21 protein-coding genes are annotated in these 25,792 nt (G+C 53.0%); 11 read left to right on the forward strand and 10 right to left on the reverse strand.

The annotated features are described in order from the left end of the window. Positions 1-98 precede the first annotated feature (98 nt). From EYC87_RS02320 to EYC87_RS02345, 6 genes are all read left to right on the forward strand, one after another. The gene (locus EYC87_RS02320) at positions 99-1,112 is read left to right on the forward strand and encodes an LLM class F420-dependent oxidoreductase (protein ID WP_279251440.1); all 1,014 of its coding nucleotides are present in this window, start codon (positions 99-101) and stop codon (positions 1,110-1,112) included. 8 nt (positions 1,113-1,120) lie between these two features. Then, a complete protein-coding gene (locus EYC87_RS02325; protein WP_279251441.1) occupies positions 1,121-2,728 on the forward strand; it encodes an AMP-binding protein in 1,608 nt (535 codons plus the stop codon). A gap of 231 nt (positions 2,729-2,959) precedes the next feature. Next, positions 2,960-3,211 (forward strand): SRPBCC family protein, encoded by a 252-nt coding sequence (locus EYC87_RS02330; protein WP_279251442.1) that lies wholly within the window; start codon positions 2,960-2,962, stop codon positions 3,209-3,211. 38 nt (positions 3,212-3,249) lie between these two features. Beyond that, positions 3,250-4,464, forward strand: a complete 1,215-nt coding sequence (locus EYC87_RS02335; RefSeq protein ID WP_279251443.1) for an acyl-CoA dehydrogenase family protein — start codon at positions 3,250-3,252, stop codon at positions 4,462-4,464. Positions 4,465-4,474: 10 nt separating this feature from the next. Beyond that, positions 4,475-5,605: an acyl-CoA dehydrogenase family protein gene (locus tag EYC87_RS02340; RefSeq protein ID WP_279251444.1), complete on the forward strand. Its 1,131-nt coding sequence runs from the start codon at positions 4,475-4,477 to the stop codon at positions 5,603-5,605. 199 nt (positions 5,606-5,804) lie between these two features. After that, positions 5,805-7,229 (forward strand): aldehyde dehydrogenase family protein, encoded by a 1,425-nt coding sequence (locus EYC87_RS02345; protein WP_279251445.1) that lies wholly within the window; start codon positions 5,805-5,807, stop codon positions 7,227-7,229. A 34-nt stretch (positions 7,230-7,263) separates the two neighbouring features. Here EYC87_RS02345 and EYC87_RS02350 read toward each other — a convergent pair whose 3' ends face one another. The 6 genes from EYC87_RS02350 to EYC87_RS02375 form a co-directional block, all read right to left on the reverse strand. Then, positions 7,264-7,587, reverse strand: a complete 324-nt coding sequence (locus EYC87_RS02350) for a WS/DGAT domain-containing protein (protein WP_279251446.1) — start codon at positions 7,585-7,587, stop codon at positions 7,264-7,266. 72 nt (positions 7,588-7,659) lie between these two features. Next, positions 7,660-7,950, reverse strand: a complete 291-nt coding sequence (locus EYC87_RS02355; RefSeq protein ID WP_279251447.1) for a WS/DGAT domain-containing protein — start codon at positions 7,948-7,950, stop codon at positions 7,660-7,662. Between the two features lie 12 nt (positions 7,951-7,962). Further along, entirely contained in the window at positions 7,963-8,838 is an 876-nt protein-coding gene (locus tag EYC87_RS02360; protein ID WP_279251448.1) for a DUF3014 domain-containing protein, read from the reverse strand. Positions 8,839-8,922: 84 nt separating this feature from the next. Then, positions 8,923-9,696, reverse strand: coding sequence for an amidohydrolase (locus EYC87_RS02365; RefSeq protein ID WP_279251449.1), 774 nt, complete (start codon positions 9,694-9,696; stop codon positions 8,923-8,925). Next, positions 9,684-10,823, reverse strand: coding sequence for a methionine aminotransferase (locus tag EYC87_RS02370; protein ID WP_279251450.1), 1,140 nt, complete (start codon positions 10,821-10,823; stop codon positions 9,684-9,686). Before EYC87_RS02370 ends, EYC87_RS02365 begins: the two co-directional genes overlap by 13 nt. 5 nt (positions 10,824-10,828) lie before the next feature. Continuing rightward, complete coding sequence (locus EYC87_RS02375) at positions 10,829-11,308, reverse strand: Lrp/AsnC family transcriptional regulator (protein WP_279251451.1); 480 nt, start codon at positions 11,306-11,308, stop codon at positions 10,829-10,831. A 128-nt stretch (positions 11,309-11,436) separates the two neighbouring features. Between EYC87_RS02375 and EYC87_RS02380 the strand changes: the two genes are divergently transcribed. Next, positions 11,437-14,937: an indolepyruvate ferredoxin oxidoreductase family protein gene (locus tag EYC87_RS02380; RefSeq protein ID WP_279251452.1), complete on the forward strand. Its 3,501-nt coding sequence runs from the start codon at positions 11,437-11,439 to the stop codon at positions 14,935-14,937. Positions 14,938-14,964: 27 nt separating this feature from the next. Continuing rightward, positions 14,965-16,020, forward strand: coding sequence for a Glu/Leu/Phe/Val family dehydrogenase (locus EYC87_RS02385; protein ID WP_279251453.1), 1,056 nt, complete (start codon positions 14,965-14,967; stop codon positions 16,018-16,020). Here the strand turns inward: EYC87_RS02385 and EYC87_RS02390 are convergent. Together EYC87_RS02390 and EYC87_RS02395 are read right to left on the reverse strand one after the other, a co-directional pair. After that, entirely contained in the window at positions 16,017-16,808 is a 792-nt protein-coding gene (locus EYC87_RS02390) for a queuosine precursor transporter (RefSeq protein ID WP_279251454.1), read from the reverse strand. The genes EYC87_RS02385 and EYC87_RS02390 overlap by 4 nt on opposite strands. Next, the gene (locus EYC87_RS02395; RefSeq protein WP_279251455.1) at positions 16,809-17,510 is read right to left on the reverse strand and encodes an SDR family oxidoreductase; all 702 of its coding nucleotides are present in this window, start codon (positions 17,508-17,510) and stop codon (positions 16,809-16,811) included. A gap of 124 nt (positions 17,511-17,634) precedes the next feature. Between EYC87_RS02395 and EYC87_RS02400 the strand changes: the two genes are divergently transcribed. Continuing rightward, complete coding sequence (locus EYC87_RS02400) at positions 17,635-18,117, forward strand: 6-pyruvoyl trahydropterin synthase family protein (protein ID WP_279251456.1); 483 nt, start codon at positions 17,635-17,637, stop codon at positions 18,115-18,117. A 22-nt stretch (positions 18,118-18,139) separates the two neighbouring features. On the opposite strand, the gene prlC is transcribed toward EYC87_RS02400, so the two are convergent. Then, positions 18,140-20,173, reverse strand: coding sequence for an oligopeptidase A (gene prlC / locus EYC87_RS02405; RefSeq protein WP_279251457.1), 2,034 nt, complete (start codon positions 20,171-20,173; stop codon positions 18,140-18,142). A gap of 63 nt (positions 20,174-20,236) precedes the next feature. Continuing rightward, on the reverse strand, positions 20,237-21,559 hold the full coding sequence (locus tag EYC87_RS02410) for a DEAD/DEAH box helicase (protein WP_279251458.1): 1,323 nt from the start codon (positions 21,557-21,559) through the stop codon (positions 20,237-20,239). 49 nt (positions 21,560-21,608) lie between these two features. Here EYC87_RS02410 and EYC87_RS02415 point away from each other — a divergent pair, with 49 nt between their 5' ends. Together EYC87_RS02415 and EYC87_RS02420 are read left to right on the forward strand one after the other, a co-directional pair. After that, positions 21,609-23,771 (forward strand): cation:dicarboxylate symporter family transporter, encoded by a 2,163-nt coding sequence (locus EYC87_RS02415; RefSeq protein ID WP_279251459.1) that lies wholly within the window; start codon positions 21,609-21,611, stop codon positions 23,769-23,771. Positions 23,772-23,849: 78 nt separating this feature from the next. Beyond that, the gene (locus EYC87_RS02420; RefSeq protein ID WP_279251460.1) at positions 23,850-25,739 is read left to right on the forward strand and encodes a metallophosphoesterase; all 1,890 of its coding nucleotides are present in this window, start codon (positions 23,850-23,852) and stop codon (positions 25,737-25,739) included. The last annotated feature ends 53 nt before the right edge of the window (positions 25,740-25,792 follow it).

Below are 25,792 nucleotides of genomic sequence, written 5' to 3' on the forward strand. Positions count from 1 at the left end.
GTATTTGGTTACCGCAGTGAATTGCATTGCTGGCTTTGAGTGCATAGGATGGCATAATTGAAAAAAGCAGTACATCCTGTATTTTTAAGGGAAAGCAAATGCCTGATTTTAAACTGGGCCTGGCCCAGGGATACTGGGGAGCAGCGCCTCATCCCAACTTTGTTGAAATTGCCCAAGAAGCTGAGCGTTTGGGCTTCGATTCGGTATGGTCTGCAGAGGCCTGGGGTAACGATGCCTTTACTCCACTAGCCTGGATTGGTGCCCAGACTGAAAAAATCAAGTTAGGTACAGCGGTGGTGCAGTTGTCTGGGCGAACACCTACCTCCTGTGCCATGCATGCCCTCACTCTGGATATGCTTTCCAACGGCCGCTTCATGCTGGGACTGGGCGTTTCCGGCCCGCAGGTGGTGGAGGGCTGGTATGGGCGTCCATTCCCCAAGCCTCTTGCCAGAACTCGTGAATACATCGATATCATCCGCCAGGTATTTGCCCGAGAAGGGCCGGTCACAAACGATGGCCCTCACTACCCGCTGCCTTACAAGGGCGAGGATGGCGCTGGCCTGGGTAAGTCTCTGAAACCTATTGTACATCCGCTACGCAACCGTATTCCGATTTACATGGGGGCTGAAGGCCCAAAAAATATCGCTCTTGCAGCCGAGATTGCCGACGGTTGGTTGCCGCTTTTTTATAACCCCTATGATGAGAGCGTCTACTCACAGTCCCTGGAAAATGCTCCCCCAGATTTTGATATTGCACAGATGGTGAACGTGACGATCACCGATGATATTGAAGCAGGGCTGTTGGCCTTTAAATATTTTCTTAGCTTTTATATTGGGGGCATGGGTGCCAAAACCACCAACTTTCACAAAAACCTGTTTATTCGCATGGGCTACGAGGCTGAGGCTGACAAAATTCAGCAGTTGTTCATGGAAGACAAACGCGATGAAGCAGCCCGTGTGATACCCGATGACTTGGCCGATGCGATGGCGCTGGTTGGCCCGGTAGATCGTATTCGGGATCGACTTCAGGCCTGGCGTGATTCCAGAGTTACAACAATGTTGGTGACGGCCAGTGACGTTGAGAGTCTGCGCGCGATTTCCGAAATATGGTAGACGGGAACATGGCTAACTGGAATTTCGCCGAGGCAGTCCATCAATTGGGGGAGGGAGACTGCGCCGATCGTCCTGCCCTGATTCACAATGGAAAGTCAGTCACTTACCGCGAACTGCGTAGACGTGCCGTTGGAATAGGCAGTTACCTGCAAGCGCAGGGTCTCTCGCCGGGTGCCCATGTGGGCCATTACATGCGCAATTCAAATGCTTACATGGAATCGTTTGTTGGTGCAGGTCTGGCCGGCCTCAGTCACGTGAACGTCAACTACCGTTACCAGGACGATGAGCTATTGGACCTGTGCAATGGGCTCGACCTGCAAGTGTTGATTTACGACGAGGATTTTACCGAGCGTGTTGAGCGAGTGCGATCCAGGTTGAAAAAAACCGTTTGTTTTATCTGCGTAGGAGGCAGTGGAAAAGACGCCAGAATAAGTGCTCTGTACGATTATAGTTGCTCTGACTTTCAGCCTGCCACGAGCAGCGACGATCTTATTGTAATCGCAACGGGTGGCACTACCGGATTACCCAAGGGCGTGCAGTGGCGACACGAGGACATCTGGCGTAAGCAGAACGTATCGACCGGGGTCGGCATGATATCCCTGGGCCTTGCGGAGCATCCTGTTCAGCTTGAAGAGCATGTTGCCAACGTGGCACGTCTGCCACAGTCAGCGCCATTTTTGTGCCTTAGTCCACTGATGCATGGCGCCGGTTTGATGATGGCTATTATGCTGGTTGCGCAAGGTGTGCCGGTGGCGACGATTGCCGGGGAACGCTTCGATGCGGCGGCAGCCGTGCAGGCGATTAAAGACCTGGGTGTTGGCAGTGTGGTCTTGGTCGGTGACGCTTTTACTATGCCGCTGCTTGAGGTTTTGGATGTCAGGCCTGAAGAAGGCTTAATTGATTCGCTTAAGATGCTAGTGTCTTCTGGGGCCTCTCTCAGTAACGCCTGCAGGCAAGGGCTTTATCGACATCAGCCGGACTTAATTATTTTTGACTCCTTGGGTTCCACCGAGACCTCAGGCTATGCGGTGTGCACTCCGGAGGCGGGTGTATTCGCGCCTCAGCGGACCACCCGGGTGTTTGATGACGAACTGCAGGAAGTCGAGCCGGGTAGCGGTGTGGTGGGAATTGCCTACTCAGGTGGCAACATGCCCCGGGGCTATTACAATGCTCCGCAGGAGACGGCCAATACTTTTGTCACTATTAACGGCGAGCGCTACGTGCGCACGGGCGACCGTTGCACGGTTCGCGCCGATGGCATGCTGGAGTTGCTGGGTCGAGACAGCACCGTGGTTAATACTGGTGGTGAAAAAGTATATACCGTCGAAGTTGAACGGGTGTTGTTAGAGCACCCCGACATAGACGATGTCGTAGTGGTGGGGCTTCCTCACTCTCGATTTGGCAAGCAAGTGACGGCCGTGGTGCAGCGAACTGACAGAGATGACGCTTCTCTGGATATACGATCCATTCAAGCCTTTGCGGCTCATAAGCTGGCAGACTATAAAATCCCCAGACTGATTTTCGCGGCGCAATCACTGAATCGGGCGCCCAATGGTAAGCCCGACTATCCGTTTGTTATGGATTACGCCCAGCGCTGTCTCGACAGCATGGGTTAGGTGGTAATGAAAATGAAGAGATTTTTTTCTGCTCTTATCATCCCTTCAGCTAAAAACTGGACGCGCCCTAAAAAGCACGCCTTATGTTTGGGTATTCATTAACATGGACAAGTTTGCAGCCGAGTTACCTGCTTATTCCGGGCGGGCTTGTACTTTACTACCACCCGGCATCTCCGTCTCCATGGCGATGATCACACCATTGCCCCCATGGCAGTGAGGGTGTTATGTCAATTGGCCAGTGACGCTGAACGACCCAAAGATACACCGCTGCATCGCTTGGGAGAGGGTGAGCTGTTCTCCGAGGCACCCGAGTTGGGTGTGTCTTTGGGAAGTATTTTTGACCAGGACTTGTTCAATATGCCAAAAATCCAGAAAGGCATGCATAATGTAGAGTCAGCAAAGGTGGTGTTGGCCAATTATCATGAAGTCCGTATTCGCCACTTCCACCAGACCCTGAATAAGTACATAAACGGCGAGTTATAAATCGCCAGAGCGCTTAGCCCTAAAAAAAAGGTGAAATTATGAGTGACCACGCCCCGAGTGCCTCGGAGCTTGCAGATTTTCGCGCGGAAGTTTCCGGATGGTTGGAAGAGCACAATCCTGCTGATCCAGGGTTTCTTCTACCCCAGACATTTATGGAAGTTGGCAGTGACCAACAGCTGGAATTTTTGCGAGAGTGGCAGCATAAATTGTGGAGCGCCGGTTATCTTGGGGTGCATTGGCCAGAACAATACGGTGGCCGTGGAATGCATCCGGCCTTCCAGAATGAGATCAATCGTGAATTGCGACGCCACAGAACCCCCATTACGTTTAACGTTATTGGATTGGGTTGGGCGGGTCCGCTGATTCTGGATATAGGGACCGAAGAGGATAAGGCCAAATACATCAAGGGCATACTCAGTGCAGAGGATATATGGTGCCAGGGCTTTTCTGAACCAGATCATGGATCTGACCTGGGCAACGCCCAGACTCGCGCTGTCCGTGACGGTGAAGATTACATCATCAACGGCAGCAAAATATGGACGACCATGGGTAACTATGCCAAGTACATGATTTTGCTAGCGCGCACAGACCCCACTACGAAGCGCAAGTACGATGGTCTTTCCTTCTTCCTTTCTCCGATGCATGGAACCGGAATCGATACCCGGCCGATTCAAAAAATTACAGGCGAGTACGGATTTACGGAGACGTTTTTTACCGATGCACGCATTCCCGCCAGCTGTCTTATCGGTGGTGAAGGAAACGGTTGGCGAGTGGCGATGCAAACCCTGCAATACGAGCGTGGTGCAGCAGCAGGCGCCGCAGGCGGACAAGTACAGGTGCGAGTGAGTATTGCAGACCTGATTGATGAGGTGCGTTCAGTGAAGCGAGACGGAGCACCCTTGTTGGAAGATCCGGTTGTTCGCGACAGACTGGTGCAGCTGATCATGGACGAAAAGGCCCTGGGTTTGGCGGACAAACGTTCAACACTTGGTGATCTCAATTCCGATTATCCAATGTCGCTGCTCTTGTCTTATAAATTGCGTGTCAGCGAATACCAGCGGCGCATGCGCCAGTATGGGCTGGAAATACAAGGGGGGCTAGGTGGCCTCTATGTGGGTGATGAGGATACGATTGCTGGCGGTTTCTGGCAGCGGGCATATTTCAATAACTTTGCCACGACTATCGGCGGCGGAACTTCGCAAATACAGTGCAATATTATTGGTGAGCAGGTCTTGGGCCTGCCCAAGAGCTGAGGGGCGGCTTATGAAGAAGAGTAATATGGCCATAGGCCTCAGCGAAGAGCAGGGCATGCTGTTGGATACGGCTCGTGAGTTCTGCCGAGATCGGTCTGCGATTCCCGCAGTGAGGGCTTTGCTGCAGTCTGAGAGTGGTTTCGACGCTCAAGTCTGGCAGGAAATTGCCGAACTGGGTTGGTTAGGGGTGGCTGTCGGTGAGGCACATGGAGGCTCAGGCCTGGGTATGGGTAGTGCAATACCGATTGTGGAGTGCATGGGTAAAAGACTTCTCAGCACACCTTACATTACTACAGTGCTGGTAGCCGAGGCGCTACAGCGAGCTCAATCTCATGCTTTGTGCGAGCGTCATTTGCCCGCAATTGTGGGTGGGCAAATCGCCACTCTGGCCCTATTGGAGTCAGGGGATTGGGGAGAGGACACAATTGAGCTGACGGCTACCGATGCCGGAGGGGACTTGCAGCTCGCCGGCAGCAAGACCCAGGTCGCGTATGCTGTGCAAGCCGAACTGTTTCTGGTGTCTGCCACCTATCAAAATGAGGCAAGGCTGTTGCTGGTGCCTGCATCCGCGCTGGGTGAAGGAGCGGTACGTCGGCAAACTAACATCGATGAAACCCGCCGCAGCTCGCGAGTGGACTTTACCGGCGCAACTGTCAGCTCTGATAGCCTGTTATCGGGAGATGCGACTGCGATTATTCGGGACCTACGCCTGCTGGGTGCACTGCTTTATGCAGCGGAGGCTGCGGGTAGTACCGCGGCCTGTATGGATCTAACAGTCGATTACCTGAAAACGCGCAAACAATTTGGACACTTAATTGGCTCCTACCAGTCTCTCAAGCATCCTATGGTGGAGGTGCTATGCGACATGGATAACGCCCGTTCGTTTGTGTATCACGCGGCCACACTGGTGTCCGAAGCCAGTTTGGATGAAGATGCAGAATCTGCGTGTCGCATGGCCAAGGCCCAGGCCAGTGAAGCACTCAAGTTTGCTGCTGATCGAGCTGTCCAGTTTCACGGCGGTATGGGTTTTACCTATGAATGCGATGCACAGCTTTACATTCGCCGCGCCCAGTGGTCTCAGCAGGTCTTTGGCGATGCCTACCACCATCGCAAACGCCTTGCATCGTTGTTGCTCGACTGACTCTTGGAAGCATCTTGCCGGATTCGGTAAGGTGCTTTTTAATCAGGTGCTTGCCTCCGTCATTCTATGGGTTGGCTGGAACTTGCGAGCGATGCTATATTCCCAACCCCAATTGAAAACTTATGACTTCGGCGGAGCCGTCAGGGGCATGAGATTTCCCAAACCAACCGATACAGGCAGCTGCTGCTGGAGATGAACGATGAGAGTCTACGATAAGTTTTATATTAATGGTGAGTGGGTCGATCCGGTGACGCCAAAGTCCCTGGATGTTATTAATCCAGCTAACGAGCAGGTGTGTGCCACTATTTCCATAGGCTCTGCAGCAGATGTCGATAAGGCTGCCATGGCCGCCAGAAATGCATTTGCCACCTTTGGTCGCAGCGCCCGTGAAGAGCGTATTGCCATTCTTGCAGCGCTGGTAGAGACCTATCAGAAGCGCTTAACTGATATTGCCGACGCCATTTCTGATGAGATGGGTGCGCCATCTAAACTCGCCATCGAAGCACAGGCCGCTTCTGGTCTTGGGCATCTCGCCACTGCGCTGGAAATTCTGCAGAGCTACGAGTTTGAAGAGATGGCTGGTAACAGCCGAATTATCAAGGAGCCGATTGGCGTTTGCGGCATGATCACTCCCTGGAACTGGCCCATGAACCAGATTACATGCAAAGTGGGGCCAGCACTGGCAGTGGGCTGTACCGTTGTGCTTAAGCCCTCTGAGGTTGCACCTCTGTCGGGTTATTTGTTCGCCGAAATCGTTGACGAGGCGGGTGTTCCTGCTGGCGTGTTTAATATGGTTAATGGTGATGGACCTGGTGTAGGAACAGCAATCTCCGGCCACCCCGAAATTGATATGGTTTCTTTCACCGGTTCAACGCGAGCAGGATCCCTGGTTGCGCAAAATGCCGCGCCCAGTATCAAGCGAGTCACTCAGGAGTTGGGCGGGAAGTCTCCCAATATTCTGTTGGACGATGTCAATCTTGAGGAGGCCGTCACTCGGGGCGTCATGCATATGTACAACAACACCGGGCAATCCTGTAACGCGCCCTCACGTATGTTGATACCTCGGGCGCAGATAGCAGCGGCAGAGGCAATCGCTGCCAAAGTGACCGAGTCTGTGGTCGTCGGCGATCCCAAAGCCGAAGCTACTACTATGGGCCCGGTGGTTAGCGAGGTGCAGTTCAACAAGATTCAGGGATTGATTCAAGCCGGCATAGACGAGGGCGCAACCTTGGTTTGCGGCGGTGCAGGTCGTCCGGACGGCCTGGAACACGGCTACTTCATTAAGCCAACGGTGTTCAGTAATGTCAGTAACGACATGACCGTCGCTAAAGAGGAAATTTTTGGCCCAGTGCTGGTGATGATGCCTTATGACAGTATTGAAGAGGCGATTAGCGTTGCCAACGATACGCCCTATGGCCTCGCCGGATATGTGCAGGGTAACAACATGGACGCGGTGATGGATGTTGCATCACAGATCCGGGCGGGCAATATCAATATCAATGGCGGCTCTGGTGATTTACATACGCCTTTCGGCGGTTATAAGCAGTCCGGAAATGGCAGGGAATGGGGTGCACATGGCTTCACCGATTACCTGGAAGTAAAAGCTCTGTCTGGCGCAGCCTGAACCGGGGTTTAACAGCAGGCCGGCTGGAAAGGCGCTATTTTTTGCGCTTTTTTCTGCCGGCCTTCTTTTTTACTGCCAAGGCCAGTTCTTCATAGGATTCTCGCAGGCACTGTCGATAAAAAGCGGGGTCGGGCATCATCTCTCTACACGATATAAAATTAATGGTGATCAGCCCATTAGCGCTGAATACCGCGTGGAACAACCCCATCATGTGTAATAGGGGTCCCAGCCCGGTTATCCATTGAACCCTGGCTCCAGCCAGGTAAAGCGGGACCTGCGGACCGGGCACGTTGGAAATAATCACGTGTGATGGCAGAGGTATTTCGCGAGAAGCCACGGCCAGGGTGGCATTGCGCATTCACCAGCCCAGTACGCGCGGAATCATTATTTCAGTAGCATCCATTACCACGCTAGTGCCCAGTACCTCTGCTTACGCCTTGGATTGCAGTGCACTGCGGTGGATGGCTTCGAGCCGCTCCAGTGGGTCAGCGATATCTGTTCCCAGGCTCACTGTCATTTGAGTCAACGGGTTGCCACCGGTGCTGCTGTTTCCGGAATGGCGCATAGAGATGGGAGCACCACAAGATAAGCTGCTATCAGGAAGTTCGTCTTTGTCCTGTAAGTAGCGCCGCAGGCCTCCTCCAACAATGGCGACTGCCACGTCTTTAACCGTTGCATCGGTAACCGACTTACGCATATCTTTATCAGATAGCTTCTGCATACCTGGGTTGGTTTATTTCCCTAACAATGCTGCTCGCAAGGCACTCGCCTGTGCCTGAATAACAGCCTGGTTTTCAGGTCCCATTCGTATTAATTGCTTGGCGATTGGGCTGAGGTTTTCCAGCGATTCGTCTTCATAGGTGTAGGTAGTAATGTCCATCACCAGCGTGGCGGGCTTTTCCAGTACCGGAGCGGCGATCACTTGATCCAGGGCGCGAATCAGACTGTTGTCCATATCATCTGCTTCGAATCCCAGGTTGGCATAGGCTTGTTCCAATAGTGGACGAAACTGGTGAAAGGCTGCGGCCAGCCTTTGCGGATTAAGAGCGCCAACGGCAGCCGCGTAAGCGTCATAGCGCTGGTAGCTGGCAGGGTCAGCAACGGTTTTTCCCGCCACTTCTACCACACTGTACTTACCTTCCAGTGGAGGCAAGGGGAATACTTTATTTAAAATGGAGCCCTTAGCTGCGGCGTCAATAAACGCTGTGCCTCGTTCAAGCAGGTCGTCCTGGCGAAGTGCTTGTTCAAAAACGCTATCGGCGAGTGATTCATTGAGCACCTCTCTGACCATGGGGTCACTGTCTGCCAGCGTGAGCTCCGGTTCTGGTATCACAATGGCATTAGGGTCAATGCGTTCTGCGATGACAGTAACAGGGCTCAAGGCGGGAATGTCGGGTGCCGGGGGTGTCTCTGGCTCCAGGGGCGGAGGTGATTCAGCAGGTACCGGGACGACAAGTTCTGCCGGTGCGGTTTCACTCTGGGAAGTGTCGCCACTGAAGTACCAGGCAACGCCTATAATCAATGCCAGAACCCCCAGCGCCAAGGGTAGTTTGGGGATTCCGCCGTGGCCTGCTTCTTCGACATATCGATCTTCTGAGTCAACCTGCATGTGGGTTCCTTTCTCGGTTATCCATTAGCTTATGCCGGTTTGGACTAATCTATACCCCGGCAGTTCAGTGGCGTATGAAATTTTTTAAGGCTCTAGTATAAACTCATCGGCATCCATGTGGACTGGAAATCGCTCCCTGTAGTCCAGCAATGCCTGAGCCGAGAGCTCTACTGTGTGTGCTCCGCTGCTTTTGAGCATATCCGTCAATAATTCACCATCGGCGCCCACTGCGAGGCTGTCACCAGTGTATTTCAATCCATTGGCGTCGTTACCGATACGGTTCACACCGATCACACAGGCGCTATTTTCGATGGCGCGGGCGATCAGTAATTGCCGCCAGTGCATGCGCCTTGGTGCAGGCCAGTTAGCAACATAAAGCGCCAGATCGTAGTCCTGCCGATTGCGCCCAAAGACGGGGAAGCGCAGGTCATAGCAGACCTGGAGCAGGATACGCCATCCGCGCCAGTTTACGATGACCTTCTCGCGCCCTGCCAGGTAACGCTTGTGCTCACCTGCCATGCGAAACAGGTGGCATTTGTCGTAGTGCTGGACCCCACTGGGGGTGGCGAATAGCATGCGATTGTAAACGCCGTCTCCGGCCCGCACTGCAATGCTTCCGGTGATAGCGCAATCCAGTTCGCGCGCCAGGTTGAGCATCCACACTTCAGTATCTCCGCCTTCCGGTTCGGCGTTAGCCAGCGCGTTCATCGAAAACCCGGTGGTAAACATTTCTGGTAGTACCACCAGGTCGCCAGTGTCTGGCAGTTCGTGCAGTAATGATTCTATCTGGCCCCGATTGTCAGCAGGATTTTCCCAGGCCAGTTCTCGCTGAATGAGGGTTACGGCTAAATTTTGCATAAAACCTCCGCTGCCTTTGCCAGCATTGTATCGCTCTTGGCGAAACAAAAGCGCAGGTAATGCTGCTGGGGTGGCGAATCGTAGAAAACAGATATTGGAATAGACGCTATGCCTAATTTCCGGGTCCAGTCTTCACAAAGTTGGTGATCGGGGAGGTCGCTCAATTCGCTGTAGTCAAGCAACTGAAAATAAGTGCCGCCGCTGGCTGACACTCGAAAGCGAGACGAAGACAAGGCGTGGCAGAACAAATCCCGCTTCTGCTGATAAAAGTTAGCAAGCGTTGCTGGGTATTGTGGATCCGTCGCCAGAAAATCTGCTACTGCCTGTTGTACAGGGGTCACTGCGACAAATGCTACAAACTGGTGAACCTTGCGTAACTCCGCTGTCAGTGCGGGAGGTGCAACGCAGTAGCCGGTTTTCCAGCCGGTGACGCTGAAAGTTTTTCCAAATGAGAAGTGTGCAAAACTTCGTTCCCGCAGCTGTGGATACTGCAGTACGCTGTGGTGTTGCCGTCCATCGTAAACAAGATGCTCATAGACTTCATCACTGCAGACCAGCAGGTCGTGCTGCTGGACCAATTGCTGTAGGGATATCAGGTCATCATGGGAAAAGGTAGCACCGGTGGGATTGTGCGGGGAGTTAACAACAATCATCCGGGTACGCGGGGTAATGGCGCCTGCCACCGCGTTCCAATCCACGCGAAAACTGTGAGCTTCCAGCGCAACGTGAACGGCGGCCGCACCGGCTAACTTAATGGCCGGTTCATAGCTGTCATAGCAGGGATCCAACACGATGACCTCATCGCCGTGGCCCACGCTGGCCATGATTGCGCAGAAGATGCCCTCGGTTGCGCCAGGCACCACGGTGATTTCAGTGTCAGGGTTACAGTCGACTCCCCTGTGAATTTTTAATTGCTCCGCCAATTGGTCTCGCAGCGCAGGAAGTCCTGCCATTGGCGCGTATTGGTTATGGCCGTCCATGACAGCTTTGGCCAGTGCCTCGCGCAATGCTTGCGGTGCTTCAAAGTCGGGATACCCCTGAGAGAGATTCATTGCATCACATTCTTTGGCCAGGGCAGACATGCGGGTAAAGATGGTGGTGCCAACGTCGGGCAATTTACTGCGCATGCGTGTCACGTTAACTGGCTGTCCAGAGGCAACTCAGTGGTGTTTTTGATCTCGGTAACTGCCATGTGAGAGTGCAGTTCTCTGATAGAGGGGCTTGCGGTCAGGGTGTTGCGCACAAACTCCTCATAATGACGGATGTCCCGGGTGACTATTTTCAGCATGTAATCCCATATCCCCGTCATCGTGTAGCACTCAATAACTTCCGGGTGCTCAATGATGTCTCGCTCAAACTCAATCAGGTTTTGTCGGCCCGTGGACGTCAGATTGATCGTGGCAAACACAACTACGTCCATGCCCAGTGCGTTGCGATTCAGTAGGGCAACGCGACCCTGAATGAGTCCATCTTGCTCCAGCCGATTGATTCGGCGCCAGCAAGGTGATTGGGAAACATTGATTCGTTCAGCAATGGCTGCGGTGCTGAGGGTGGCGTCCTGCTGTAACAATTTGAGGATGTCGACGTCTTGCCGGGTGAGAGATTCGGGCAATTTATTCTCCATGAGCTAATTTAGCGAATTACTTATGCATATTTAGACGAATATGCGGGTCAAATCAAATAACAATACCCAAAAATATCGATCAGAATACGCTAATAACATAAGCAAAAGGCACAATCATGGGCTCTGATCTCACATCCCCGATTCGCAAAGTATCTCTGGACGACAAATACGCCCTTGATGCGACTCGAGCCTATATGACGGGCATCGAAGCGTTGGTCCGGTTGCCGATGTTGCAACATCAGCGAGACCAGCAACGCGGATTGAATACCGCAGCGTTTATCTCTGGTTATCGAGGCTCCCCGCTGGGGACTGTAGATCAGTCCATGTGGAAGGCCAAGCCCTGGCTGGAAAAGCATAATGTGCATTTTGAACCCGGCATAAATGAAGAACTGGCCGCCACCGCGGTCTGGGGCAGTCAGCAAACCAATTTATTCGAAGGTGCCAAGTACGATGGCGTATTCGGCATGTGGTATGGCAAGGGCCCCGGCGTTGACCGGTCAATGGACGTTATCAAACACGCTAATGCGTTCGGCACTTCCCGCTATGGTGGCGTCCTCGCGGTAGCCGGTGACGACCATGCCTGCAAATCCTCCACGCTGCCGCACCAGTCCGAACATATGTTTATGGGGGCTTCGGTACCGGTACTGGCACCCTCCAATGTGCAGGAAGTGCTGGACCTGGGCGTTTACGGTTGGGAATTGTCGCGCTACAGCGGGTGCTGGGTGGCCTTAAAAGCTATCACCGAAAATATGGACTCTGCGATTTCGGCCGATATAGATCCCAACCGAATCAATATCGTGATTCCAGAAGACTTCGAATTACCCCCTGGCGGGGTGCATGGGCGTTGGCCGGACAAGCCGCTGGATCAGGAGTGGCGCCTTAACAAATACAAAATTTACGCAGCCCGGGAGTTCGCCCGGGTTAACGGCATTAATCGCATCGTGCTGGATTCGCCCAATGCGCGCCTGGGTATTGTTACCTCTGGCAAGGCTTACCTGGATGTTATGCAGGCGCTCGAAGACATGGGTATCGATGAGGCGGTCGCTGCCGAAGTGGGCTTGAGAGTTTATAAAGTGGGCATGCCGTGGCCACTGGAACCGAGAACTACCGCAGAGTTTGCCCAGGGTCTGGAAGAGATTTTGGTGGTGGAAGAAAAAAGATCAGTCATTGAGGACCAACTCACTGGGCAGCTTTATAACTATGCATCAGATTCTCGTCCACGGGTGATTGGGGAGTTCGATGAAGACGGTCGTGATCTGCTCACTAACCTGGGTGAGTTGACTCCGGCGATGATCGCGCTGGCAATAGCGAGCCGAATTCGTCGCTTCTATCAATCTGCAACAATGGACCAGCGTGTCCGCTGGATTGAAGATAAAGAAGCGTCTCTGGCAATGCCGCGCGATACCATTGAACGGGTACCCCACTTTTGCAGCGGCTGTCCTCATAACACCTCTACCAAAGTGCCGGAGGGCAGCCACGCTTTAGGCGGCATCGGCTGTCACTACATGGCCACCTGGATGCCAGACCGTGAAACCCACACCTTTACTCAAATGGGAGGCGAGGGCGTAACCTGGGTTGGGCAGGCGCATTTCACCGAAACCAAACACGTATTCCAAAACCTGGGAGACGGCACCTACTCGCACTCGGGCATTCTCGCGGTGCGGGCTGCGGTGGCATCCAAGGTCAATATTACTTATAAAATTCTCTATAACGACGCGGTGGCAATGACTGGCGGCCAGCCCGTGGATGGTAGCCTGAAAATGAGCGACCTGATCATGCAGCTGCGCGGGGAAGGTGTGCGGCGTATCGCCCTGGTGAGCGACGAACCCCAGCAGTGGCGCAGTGACTTTTCCGGAACGCCGGGTTACAGCTTGCATCACCGGGATGAGATGGACGCGCTGCAAAAGGAGCTGCGGGAATTCACTGGCACTTCGGTCATTATTTACCAGCAGACCTGCGCTGCTGAAAAGCGTCGCCGGCGCAAGAAAGGCATTCTGATCGATCCCTCCAAACGTCTGTTCATCAATGATGCTGTGTGTGAAGGTTGCGGTGATTGCAGTCTGAAATCCAACTGTCTGTCGGTTTTACCCAAGGAAACTGCGTTGGGTCGCAAGCGTGAAATTGACCAGAGTGCGTGCAACAAGGATTACAGCTGCGCGCGCGGCTTTTGCCCCAGCTTTGTCAGTGTGGTTGGTGGTTCGTTGAAGAAGTCCGGCGGCAGTGTGGGTGCGGTAGACGGCTTGTTTGATCCATTGCCGCAGCCGCAGCTGCCGTCGTTAGAACGGCCCTGGAATACTGTGGTTACCGGCGTCGGTGGAACCGGTGTTTTGACCATTACGGCCCTGGTGGCAATGGCAGCCCATATCGAGGGCAAAGGTTGCGCGACGATGAACCAAACCGGACTGGCGCAAAAGTTCGGTGCGGTGGTAAGCCACGTCAGGGTGAGTGAAAAACAAGAGGACATTATGGCGGTGCGCATTCCTGCGGGAGAGGCGGACCTGATGATTGGCTGTGACCTGGTGGTAGCGTCTACCTATGAGGCGATGGGCAAGGTCGCGCAGGGCCGCACTTATGCTGTGATCAATGATGCTGAGGTCCCTACCAGCTCTTTCATCCTCAACCCGGATGCCAAGTTTCCAACCCAGGCAATGAAAGACAAGGTGACCGCAGAAGTAGGCGAAGACAGCTGTCATTTTATCAACTCAACCCGGGTGGCTACGCAGTTACTGGGCGACTCGATTGCCAGCAATCTCTTTATGCTTGGTTTCGCTTGGCAGCGCGCAATGGTGCCGGTTTCTGCACAGGCGCTGGAACGGGCGATTGAACTTAATGGCGTGGCAGTAGATTTCAACAAGCAGGCCTTCCTCTGGGGACGTCGCTGTGCTCATCAACCAGAAAAGGTGATGGGCTTACTGAGCAAGCCGAAAAAAGCGGTGAGTCCCCAAACCCTGGACGAGTTGCTCACCGATCGTCAGCAGCGCTTGCGCAGCTACCAAAATGCGGCCTACACGAAGACTTACATTGATGTAATGAGCAAGCTGCGCGCGGCTGACCCCCACTCAGAACAAGCTGACTCTGTGTCCTACGCCGCGGCGCAGCAACTATTTCGCCTGATGGCTTACAAGGACGAGTATGAAGTTGCCCGGCTCTACTCTGATGGCGAATTTCAGCGCAAACTTGCCGCTCAGTTTGAGGGCGACTACACCCTGCGATTTAATTTGGCCCCTCCATTGCTTTCCAAGCGAGATCCGCAGACAGGCGAATTGGTGAAACAGGAATACGGACCCTGGATGCAGTCTGCGTTCAGGTGGCTGGCAAAGTTCAAGTTCTTGCGTGGTACCGCTATGGATGTTTTTGGTTATACCCAGGAACGCAAGCAGGAACGTCAGGACATTGTGGATTATCGAACACTGCTGGAAAGCATCATTTTGGAATTGCGAGATGATAACTATCCGGTTGCTGTTGAACTGGCGGCCAGTGTTTCCAAGCTACGTGGTTATGGCCATGTTAAAGATCGCAATCGAGAGCAACTGACAGCAGACCAAGCAGTGTTGTTGCGCCGCTTGCGAGGTGAGAACGAGCAAGAGTCAACGCTACGCTTTGTGGATGCGGCCTGAATTATAAAAAACCTGGAGGATAAGTGGATGTCAATTTTTGATGCGCCGGCCTACGATGGCCATGAGTTAGTTACTTTCGGCAAGGATGCGGCTACTGGCTTGCGAGCCATTATCGCTGTGCATAGCACTACGCTCGGGCCTGCCGTGGGGGGTTGCCGGATGTATCCTTATGCGAGTGAAGAGCAGGCACTGGATGACGTGCTACGACTCTCTCGAGGCATGACTTATAAGTCGGCGTTGGCAGGCCTGCCCTTTGGCGGCGGAAAATCTGTCATCATTGGCGATCCTCGCCAGGATAAGAGCATTGAACTGATGCAGGCGATGGGGGATTTCATTGATTCCCAGGGTGGTCGTTACGTAGCGGCAGAGGACTCTGGCACAGGTGTTGAAGATATTCGAATGATGGCCGAACGCACACCTTACGTGAGCGGCATGGACGACAATGAGTTTGGCGGTGACCCTTCGCCCAGCACAGCCCGGGGCGTTTTTCTTGCGATTCGAACCGCAGTCAAGCACCGATTGGGTGAAGACAACTTACAGGGACTTCGAGTGTCGATACAGGGTTTGGGCCACGTGGGTTATTACCTTGCGGGCTTGCTGGTAGAGGCGGGTGCCCATGTACTGGGCGCTGATGTAAACGCCGACAACCTGCGCAGGGCTGTGAGTGACCATAGTATTGAAGCCGTGGCCACAGAAGACATTCTTGGTGCAGAAGTTGACGTGTTCGCTCCCTGTGCCATGGGCGCTATTCTAAATGAAAAAAGCATTCCAGGGTTGCGTGCGGGAATCGTTGCCGGTGCGGCGAACAATCAGCTGGCATCGGCAGTTGATGGGGCGAGCTTGCAGGACAGGGGAATACTTTACTGTCCGGACTTCCTGATTAATGCCGGTGGTATCATTGATGTACACCACCAGAGAGTCGGCTCAGCAGAAGCCAGCAAGCGAGAGCACATTTTGCGTATTGAGCAGACCCTGTCGCAAGTGCTGGTCGATGCCGACAACAGTCGCCGTCAAACCAATACTATTGCTGAGGAACTGGCTCGCAATATCATCGGGCAAGCAGCTCAGTCCCTGGCGGCCTAGCTGTCGCTAGACGGCTCGCCGGCCCCGATAGGGGCGGCGGTCTCTCCCGGTGCCAGCTGCAGATAACTGCGCAGATAATGCACCGCCAGATAAAAGGGTCCGGTATCCAGTAGGGCGATCGTCGCTTTAAACACGTAATTGCTCCCCACCAGGATTAACAGCATGTTTAACGTCATTTCACCTCTGTAGAAAGCTGCCCCGAAAGTCACAGTGATCACCATGATTGAATCCACCATTTGACTCATCAGTGTGCTGAAGTTGTTGCGAACCCATAGGTATTTGCCTTTGGTAACTCGCTTCCAGAAGTGAAATAACTGAACATCGCAGTACTGGGCAGCGATGTAGGCGAGCATGGACGCGAACACAGCTCCTGAAGTGGTGGCATAGATTAACTGATAGAGCCCTACGGATTGCTCCACTATGTCGCCGTTGGGTAAGGCCACCGGTGCTGCTAGTTGCAGGATTTGCCAAGGAGGCATGCTCTCAGTAGGCACTGACGGCAAGCTGTTGCCCAGCAGTAAAACGCCAAGGATCAAAAAATTGAGCCCCAGACCTACGCTGACCAGAAAGTTTGCCCTGGCTTTGCCGTAAAGCTCGCAGATCAGGTCGGTGCAGAGAAAAGTCAGAGGATAGGGCAGCACACCCACAGCAAGCGCCATTGGGCCCAACTGTATAAACCGGGTAATACCAATCACGTTAAGCAGAGTCATCGCGCACAAAAATGTGCCTGCGAGTACCAGAAATACTCGCTCTCTCCTTTCCAATATCAGGCCTGGGCGAAGGCTCATCTAGTTTTCCTTTTGTCCCAGATTCGCGTGTAACACAGCGCCATTTATTACTGGATGGTGATGCGCCCATTGAATGAGCTCGGCGATTTCACGCGGTTGAATAAGGCGCCCAAAACTGTTCATGCTGCCAATAGAGGCTTCGACTTCCGGGTCCGTGCCAATGTGGGTGCGCAGCATTTCAGTATCGGTGAAGCCGGGGCACACCAATGCCGTGTGAACGCCTTTGCCCATCATGTCCTGACAGGTGGCGCGCATCATCCCCAACTGCGCATGTTTGCTGATAACGTAACTGAATGAACCGGGAACGGCTTTCTCGGAGAGTGTGGAGCCCACGTAAACAATGCTGGATCCGGTTTTCATGAGCGGCAGCATGGCCTGATTAATAGTATTAATAGCAACAACGTTGGTTTCCAGAACCTCTCGCAGACTGTCGCTTTGGCATTCATCGCAGGCGTCCTTGCGCATTTGGCTGGCGTTATGTACCAATGCGATGTGTTCCACATCAGCAAGTGCATCAGTCAGGACCATCATACATTCGCGGATAGAATCAGCGCAGGATAGGTCGCAAGGCAGGTTGTTGACCGCATCCAGAGGGCAGGGTCTGCGGGACAAATTGAACACCAGATAAGACTCTGCCAGGAATAGCTCCGCCGTTTCTTGACCAATGCCCACACTGGCCCCAGTGATAATAGCCGCTTTCATAAGTTTCCACCGATTGAGAAGGCCCAAGGGTTAATGATTTACGTCAACGCGTCAAGGGACTGTTGCAGTTGCGCTTATCAGTGGTAGAGCCGACAATGTTGCAAATTGTACGCAAGGCACAGCAATGGCGGATTACATCTCTCTTTACATCGACAAAGAGTCCCACAAGTTCTCAGCGGCTCACTACACGATTTTTTCGGCAACAGAGCGCGAACGCTTGCATGGTCACAACTATTCCGTCTCGGCGCGTTTTGTAGCAGCAATGGGGGATAATGGCTTTTCCGCTGATTACAACGTTTACAAGACTCGTCTGGCCGTATTATGCGAAGAGTTGGATGAATACATGCTGTTGGCGGCAGATTCTCCTTATCAGCGTATTGAAGACGAGGGAAACTTCTTGCGAGTGCATTTCAATGACGAGGAAATGTTGTTTCTGAAAAGCGATACGCTGGTCTTGCCGTTGCGCAATGCCACGGTCGAAGAATTTTCTCGCTATCTTTTGGATAAGTTAATCGCCATGTCAGCTCCAGGCGAGCTCATTGAAGCCGAGCTGTTTGTCGCCTCCGGGCCCGGCCAAAAGGCCGGAGCGCGCTGGTGTAGCGATTAAGTGACTTGATGCCAGGCTGCTCTTAACTTGCGATCCCGCAGTGACGCAGCAGTGGTTCAATGTCTGGCTCGCGCCCTCGGAATGCCACAAAAGCCTCCATGGGTTCCTTGGAACCGCCTACTTCCAGCACTTCTCTTTGAAACGCTGCTCCGGTTTCAGCATTAAAAATGCCCTCGTCCTCAAAGCGGGAGTAGGCATCTGCAGAGAGCACTTCAGCCCATTTATAGCTGTAATAGCCTGCGGCATAACCTCCGGCAAAAATGTGACCAAAACCATGCTGAAAACGATTGTAGCTGGGGGCGGGGATAACGCTCACCTTGGCGCGAACATCATCTAACAGCGCCTGAACGTCGCTTGCATCACCTCCCTGCCAATTGCGATGCAAGAGAAAATCGAACAGCGCAAATTCTAGTTGGCGAGCCATCTGCATTGCCGATTGGAAATTTTTCGCTGCCAGCATTTTCTCCAACAGTTCCTGGGGCAAAGGCTCGCCGGTTTCGTGGTGTCCTGAAATAAAGGCCAACGCGTCAGGTTCCCAGCACCAGTTTTCCAGGAATTGACTGGGGAGTTCTACAGCATCCCAGGCGACGCCGTTGATACCGGAGATGGCAGCCACTGTTTGCTGCGTCAGCATGTGATGCAGGCCATGTCCAAACTCATGAAACAGGGTGGTCATTTCGTTGTGAGTGAGCAGGGAGGGAGCGTCGCCAATAGGCGGTGTAAAGTTACAGACCAGATAGGCCACCGGCAGTTGCAGATCGCCATCGTCGATGCGCCGCACCCGACAGTCATCCATCCAGGCCCCGCCTCGTTTTTTAGGACGCGCGTAGAGGTCCAGGTAAAAGCGGGCAATAAGGTTACCATTGCGCAGTATGTTATATAGCCGGGCATCTGGGTGATAACTATCGAAGTCTGTTACTTCCTCGAACGTGACACCGTAGAGTCGATTTACCACTTCAAACAGGCCAGGCAGAACCCGGTCTACCGGCAGATAGGGACGAATGTCTTCCTGCGAAACCTGATAGCGTTTCTCTTGCAGTTTCTCACTGTAGAAACCCGCATCCCAGGCATTGACTGTTTCCGCGCCAAACTCCTGTTTGGCAAATACCTGCAGCGCTTGCCATTCCTCTACGGATTGCTCCCTTGATTTTGCTGCCAACTGCTCTAGAAATTCGACGACCTGTGTGGGTGTATCCGCCATTTTGGTGGCCAGCGACAGCTCTGTGTAATCAGAAAAGCCAAGCAATTGCGCCAGTTCCTGGCGTAAATCCAGAGTTTCCGCCATCAGTGCGGAGTTGTCCCATTCGCCCGCGTTGGGGCCCTTGTCAGAGGCTCGCGTGCAGCTAGCCTGATAAACCTCTTCTCGCAGTTTGGCGTTTTCGCAGTAAGTGAGTACCGGGATTAGAGAGGGGAACTCCAGGTTAATCAGATAGCCTTCTGCTCCCGCTTGTTCGGCCGCCTGCTTTGCACTCGCCAGTGCCGTGTCAGGCAGTCCCGCAAGATCTTCCCTGCTAACCTGCTTGGACCAGGCATTGGTAGCATCGAGGACATTTTCGCTGAATTTACTGCCCAGTTCCGACAAGCGCTTCTTGAGTTCTCCATAGCGCTGTTTATCCTTCTCTGGAAGCGCCACACCTGCCAGACGAAAATCTCGCAATGCGTTGTCCAAGGCTTTGCGCTGTGCCGGATCCAGTTGCGCAGCCTCATCCCCTTCAGCGATTTGGGTGTAGGCCTGAAACAAACGTTGGTGCTGGCCCATCCAGGTTCCATATTCAGACAGCATTGGCAGGCAGGCGTTGTAGGCCTCTCTCAAGGCGTCGCTGTTGCAGACACTGTTAAGGTGAGACACCGGCGAAAAAGCGCGAGACAGTTCGTCGTCCATTGCTTCAATAGGTCGCAATAAGTTATTTGCGCCGTACTTTTTTGTTTCGTCCAGCAGCGCCTCGATTGCCTTTTTATTACGTTCAATAATCTGTTTGATGGCCGGTTCGATATCCCCTGTCTCAATGGTTGAAAAAGCAGGAAGCTCGCGGTGTTGCAGTAGTGGGTTGGTCATTGTTTCGGCTCAGTATTTTGTCGACGCAGCTCCTACCCCGCAAAGGGGTAGGGAACATGCAGGTTACTTTTGGGGTTTCTTCTTCATCAGCGGCGCGAAGCCATCGCTGGAAACAGTCTTTCCAGAGCCGGGTTTACCTTTGCTCTTCTGGTTTCGGGCTCGGGTCTTACTTTTATCGGCGGTTGATTTGCTACGTTTCTTTTTGCTCCCAGCAGATTTGCCAGAGCCCTTGGTTTTCTTGGGGCCACTGTAACGCGCTTTCAAGCCGGGCAGAGACCGTTTTTCGAATTCTAGGTTGAGGTAGCGCTGAATGCTGACCATCAGGTTCCACTCCAGGCCGCTCACTAGTGATATTGCCAGTCCTGTTGCGCCAGCGCGCCCCGTGCGTCCGGTGCGATGCAGGTAGTCGTCGCCTTTTTGCGGCAGGTCGTAATTAACTACCAGATCGATGTCTTTGACGTCCAGCCCGCGCGCTGCCACGTCAGAAGCGCTGACCATATCCACCTTGCTGTCACGAAACTGGGTCATGACATGCTTGCGCTCCTCAGTGCTCATTTCGCCGTGAAGGCAGCCGCAGCGCAGGCCGTGGTGACTCAATAATCCAGCCAATCTTTGTGCGGTGGTGCGCTTGTTGGCAAACACCAGTGCGCGGGTAAACCCACCCTTATCCATGAGCGCGCACAATAGCTTGTCTTTGTGTTCCTGCGAGTCAGCCAGAATGCGCTGGTGGTGGATGCTACTGTGTGGTTGTCTGAACTCACTGACCTCAATGGTCTGCGGATCGCGCAACAGATCTTTTGCTACACCCCCGAGGCCTTTATGTTTCAGGGTCGCGGAAAGCATAATCACCTGGCGCTTTGCGCCGCAGAAAGAGGCTAATTTCATCACATCATCGCGAAACCCCATGTCAAGCATGCGATCTGCCTCGTCCAGTATCAGTGTTTGCAGAGAACCCAGGTCGGCACTGCCTTTTTCACAGTGCTCCAACAGGCGACCGGGAGTGGCAATAATGAGTTCCGGGTTTTTTCGCAGCAGCGCCCTTTGGTACTTGAAGTCGGCACCGCCAGTAATGGCCTGAGCGCCCAGTTGGGTCTTCTGCATCAGATCACGACAGTTCTTTTGCACCTGGCGAGCTAGTTCTCTGGTGGGAACCAATACTACCGCCAGTGCACCGGCCTTACGGTTGATGGGCGCACTGAGAATGCGCTGTAAGGTAGGCAGTAAATAAGCTACTGTTTTGCCACTACCCGTCTCGGCGGATACGCGTAAGTCAGCGCCTTCCAGAGCAGCGGGAATGACTTGTTCCTGTACCTCGGTCGCTTTTTCGTACTCCAGGGCGTCCAGGCCTAGCCGCAAACCACGATCCAGCTCAAGTTGCTGTAGCACGTTGTTGTCTCTCTATATTAGTCATCTGTTATCATCGTAGGCTAATTAGATGGGGAACAACAGTCTGCCCATGAGTCTGTCAGGGAGAATATTGGTCGGCCTTCTGGTCGGTATCGCTACGGGCTTGTTTTTCGGCGAGATTGTCGCAGACCTGAAGCTGCTCGGCGATGTTTTTGTTAAATTACTGCAGATCACCGTCCTGCCTTACATTATTGTTTCACTGATCGCGGGTTTTGGCCGTCTGCAAATGGAGCAGGCCAAGCATCTGGCCTTGCGTGGCTCCATTGTACTGGTGGCGATATGGGCTTTGGCGCTTGGCCTGATTTTCGTTGCCGCTATGGCTTTCCCGGGTATCGAGACTGCTTCTTTTTTCTCGGCGCCTAGTCGAGTAGAGGTAGAAAGGCCTGACCTGTTTGAGCTCTACCTCCCTGCCAATATTTTCTATTCTCTTTCCAATAACCTGGTCCCTGCGGTTGTTTTTTTCAGCATTTTAGTCGGTGTTGCTATGATTCAACTGGAGGACAAGAGCGGCATACTGCCAGTTTTTGACGGTCTTACAGAGGCCATGTCACGTATTAATACGGCAATGGTGCAGCTCACTCCTTATGGCATTTTTGCAATCGCGGCGGCAGCGGCTGGAACAATGACCATAGAAGAGTTGAGCAGAGTGCAGGTCTATCTCGTGACTTACGTATGCCTTGCGCTGTTGGTGACTTTTTGGATTTTCCCTGCCCTGGTAGCCACCTTGAGTGGCATCTCCTATCGCGAGATTCTGGATACATTTCGCGACACCTTGGTCACTGCCTTTGCCACCGGCAACCAATTTGTTGTGTTGCCGCAAATTGCCGCAAATGCCAAGACATTATTGGCCCGTCATCATGGCGACGACGAGGACCATGCTGCGGCAGTTGATATCATTGTCCCCGTCTCTTTCAATTTCCCTTCGTTGGGCAAACTTCTGGTGTTGCTATTCGTGCTTTTTGCAGCCTGGTTTACTGATACCGATCTGAGTTTTTCAGATCAATTGTCTCTCGCATTCGGTGGCCTTTTTAGTCTGTTTGGCAGTCTCAATGTCGCCGTTCCCTACATGCTTGATTCCCTGACAATACCGGCAGATATGTTTCAGCTGTTCCTTGTAACGGGCATTGTTGTGGGCCGCTTTGGCGCCATGCTGGCTGCTTTACATATTATTGTGTTAGCGGTTATTGGACCGCTCGCCGTGGCCGGTAAATTGCACCTGCGCTGGAGTGCCCTGGGGCGCTATTTGCTGGTGTCGACCGTTCTGCTGTTCCTGATGGTACTTGCGCTGCAGCTATATTTTCGCGCTTTTGTGCCACCACCACCACCCCGGGACGCGGTGCTTTCTAATATTGAGTTGATGCAAGAGCGGGTGCCGGCACGCATTGTGGTGGACGTTCCAGAAGCCAGTGTTACCCAACTGGCGGGAACCCGTCTCGACCATGTATTGCGCACAGGTGTATTGCAGGTGGGTTATCGGCCCAATAATTTGCCCTGCAGCTACATTACACCCAAGGGTGATTTAGTCGGTTTTGATGTTGAGATGGCCCATATTCTTGCTGAAGATCTTGAGGTGGAGCTCGAGTTCATTCCTTTTGAATTCGACGGTCTCAAACGTATGCTGTCATCAGGGCAGATCGACATAGCGATGTCCTGCATTGCCAGCTTGCCTGATCGTTACTCTATCGCCAGTTTTTCTCGGCCTTATCTGGACCTGGCGCTTGCTTTTATTACCAAGGATCATCAGCGAGAATTGTTCCTTAATCCAGACATTCTGCGCGCTTGGGACGACCTGACAATCGCACTGGTGAGTAGCAAATATTATCAAAGCCGACTGCAGCAGTTAGTTCCGGATGCGAACCTGGTTTACCTTGAGGCCGCTGAGGACTTTTTCAACGGTAATGGCCAGGGAGCCGATGCCTTGCTGCTGACGGAAGAGGAGGGCGCGGCCTATGCCTATCGTTATCCGCAATATGGTGTCGTCACTACTGCTCGGCGGATCGGTCTTCCCGCCGCCTATCCAGTGCCCAAAGGCGACATCGAAATGATGGAGTTCGTCAGCAACTGGATCGCCCTCAAGCAAAGTGAGGGCACTGTTGATTACCTCTACGAATACTGGATGCATGGTGGGGCGACCAGGGCCAAGGCGCCGCGCTGGTCGGTGATTCGCGATGTAATGGGCTGGATAGACTGATACCCCATTGGCAAGCGTGCCAAAATGGCCTATTACACCTAAACTCTGAGCATCAGCTTTTCTTTGGAGATTTCGCAAATGCGTACTGTAATAACTGTCCTGCTGTTTTCTTTCTTTACGGTTGTTCTGCCTGTGAGCGCCTACGAGGTGAAAACCACGTCGAAGGTTATTGCTTTCGCCGATGTTCACGGGGCATACGACGACTGGGTGTCACTGCTGCAGGAAGTAGGCGTGGTTGACGAACAGCTCAACTGGAGCGGTGGTAAAACGCATTTGGTTTCTGTGGGTGACCTTATCGATCGCGGCCCCGGGTCGCGTCAGGTGGTAGAGCTGTTAATGAAACTGGATGCCCAGGCGGACAAGGCCGGTGGTGCAGTACACATGACCCTGGGAAACCATGAAGTCATGGTGATGACAGGTGATCTGCGTTACGTCTCCGCTGCCGAATTTGCTGCCTTTGCAGACGATGAAAGTGCGGCAGACAGGGAAGACTTATATGTGCAGTATCGCCGCTATAACAGCGGGGGAGATGAGCTTACGGTTAGATCCACGTTTGATGAGCAGTATCCTCCCGGATTTGCTGCGCTGCGCAAAGCATATTCTATGGAGGGTGAGCTAGGCCGTTGGCTGCTTCAGCAGCCTTTCGTTATCAAGGTTAACGACAAGGTCTACATGCATGGCGGCATCGCTGATTCGGCTACCGATAAGTCTATCGAGGAGCTGAACAAAACATTGCAGGGAGAGCTTAAGGCGTTTCTCTCCAGCATGGATACGCTCTACAAGGCAGGAGTGATGCCCCGACACGTGAGTTACCACGATCGCCTCGGATTCCTGAATGCGCGGGTAGAGGAATTTGTTGCAGCGAACAGTAAAAAGAGAACAGCCCCCTGGTTTGATGAGGTGCTGCAGGTTTTTGAGGCACAGGAAGCCTTTGTCTTTAGCTCTGACAGCCCTAATTGGTATCGGGGTACAGCGACCTGCCACCCACTATCGGAGTCTTTCAATACCGAACGTTTTCTTAAGCGGGTAGGTGCGAAGCAACTGGTAATGGGACACACGCCAACGCGGGGAGATGTGCAGTCGCGTATGGATGGCTTGGCCATTCGTCTCGATACTGGCATGTTGAAAGCCGTTTACAAGGGACAGGCGTCCGCTCTTGTCTCTAACGATGGAAATGACTACGTGCATTATCTGGGTAAGGGTCAGCGAGCCTTGCCGAAACCTGAGTCGACCAGTCTTTCACAAAAGTTGTCCGGGATGAGCGACCCTGAACTGGAAGACTTCATGCGCACGGCAGCGGTCATTAACATCGAGGATATTGGCACGGGTATAACCAAACCCAAGCGAGTCACTCAAGAGCGAGACGGTATTAGTAATGACGCGATATTCAAGTATGAGGATACTCACCCCGGTATGGAAAGTCGTGATCAGTATGTTGACTTCAGAAACAACGACAGCGATCGCTATCAATATGATGTTGCCGCTTACAAACTCGATCGAATGCTGGACTGGCAAATGGTACCGACGGCGGTAATCTCAGAGGTAGATGGCACCGAAGGCGCACTGTCTGATTGGGTAGAAAAATCAATTAACGAACGCGATCGACTGGAAATGAATTTACCCTTTGAAGGCAGCTGTAAACAATGGGAGCAGTACCGGTTACGCTTTGTTTTTGACATTCTGATTTACAACGAAGACCGTAACCTGACCAATGTTCTATGGACTAAAGACGACTTTAAGATGAAGTTCATTGATCACAGTCTTGCGTTCAGAACTACCGAAAAGCGCCCCAAGCAATACAAGAAAGTAGATTTAGAAATTTCGGATCTGTTGCGGGAACGCCTGCTTAGGCTTAATGAAGCAGACCTGAAAGCCGAGTTACTACCGTTGTTGCACCCCAGGCAGATTGAAGCGATCCTGGCTCGTCGAGATCTGATTCTGAAGGAAGGCAAAGGAACGGGGAGGTAGCCGTTCCACCCGGGTCTGTGAGTCTTATCGAATATGAATTTGGAGCAGTGAGA

This window comes from Candidatus Seongchinamella marina (assembly GCF_026262685.1).
In the GTDB taxonomy this organism is placed as follows: domain Bacteria; phylum Pseudomonadota; class Gammaproteobacteria; order Pseudomonadales; family Halieaceae; genus Halioglobus; species Halioglobus marinus.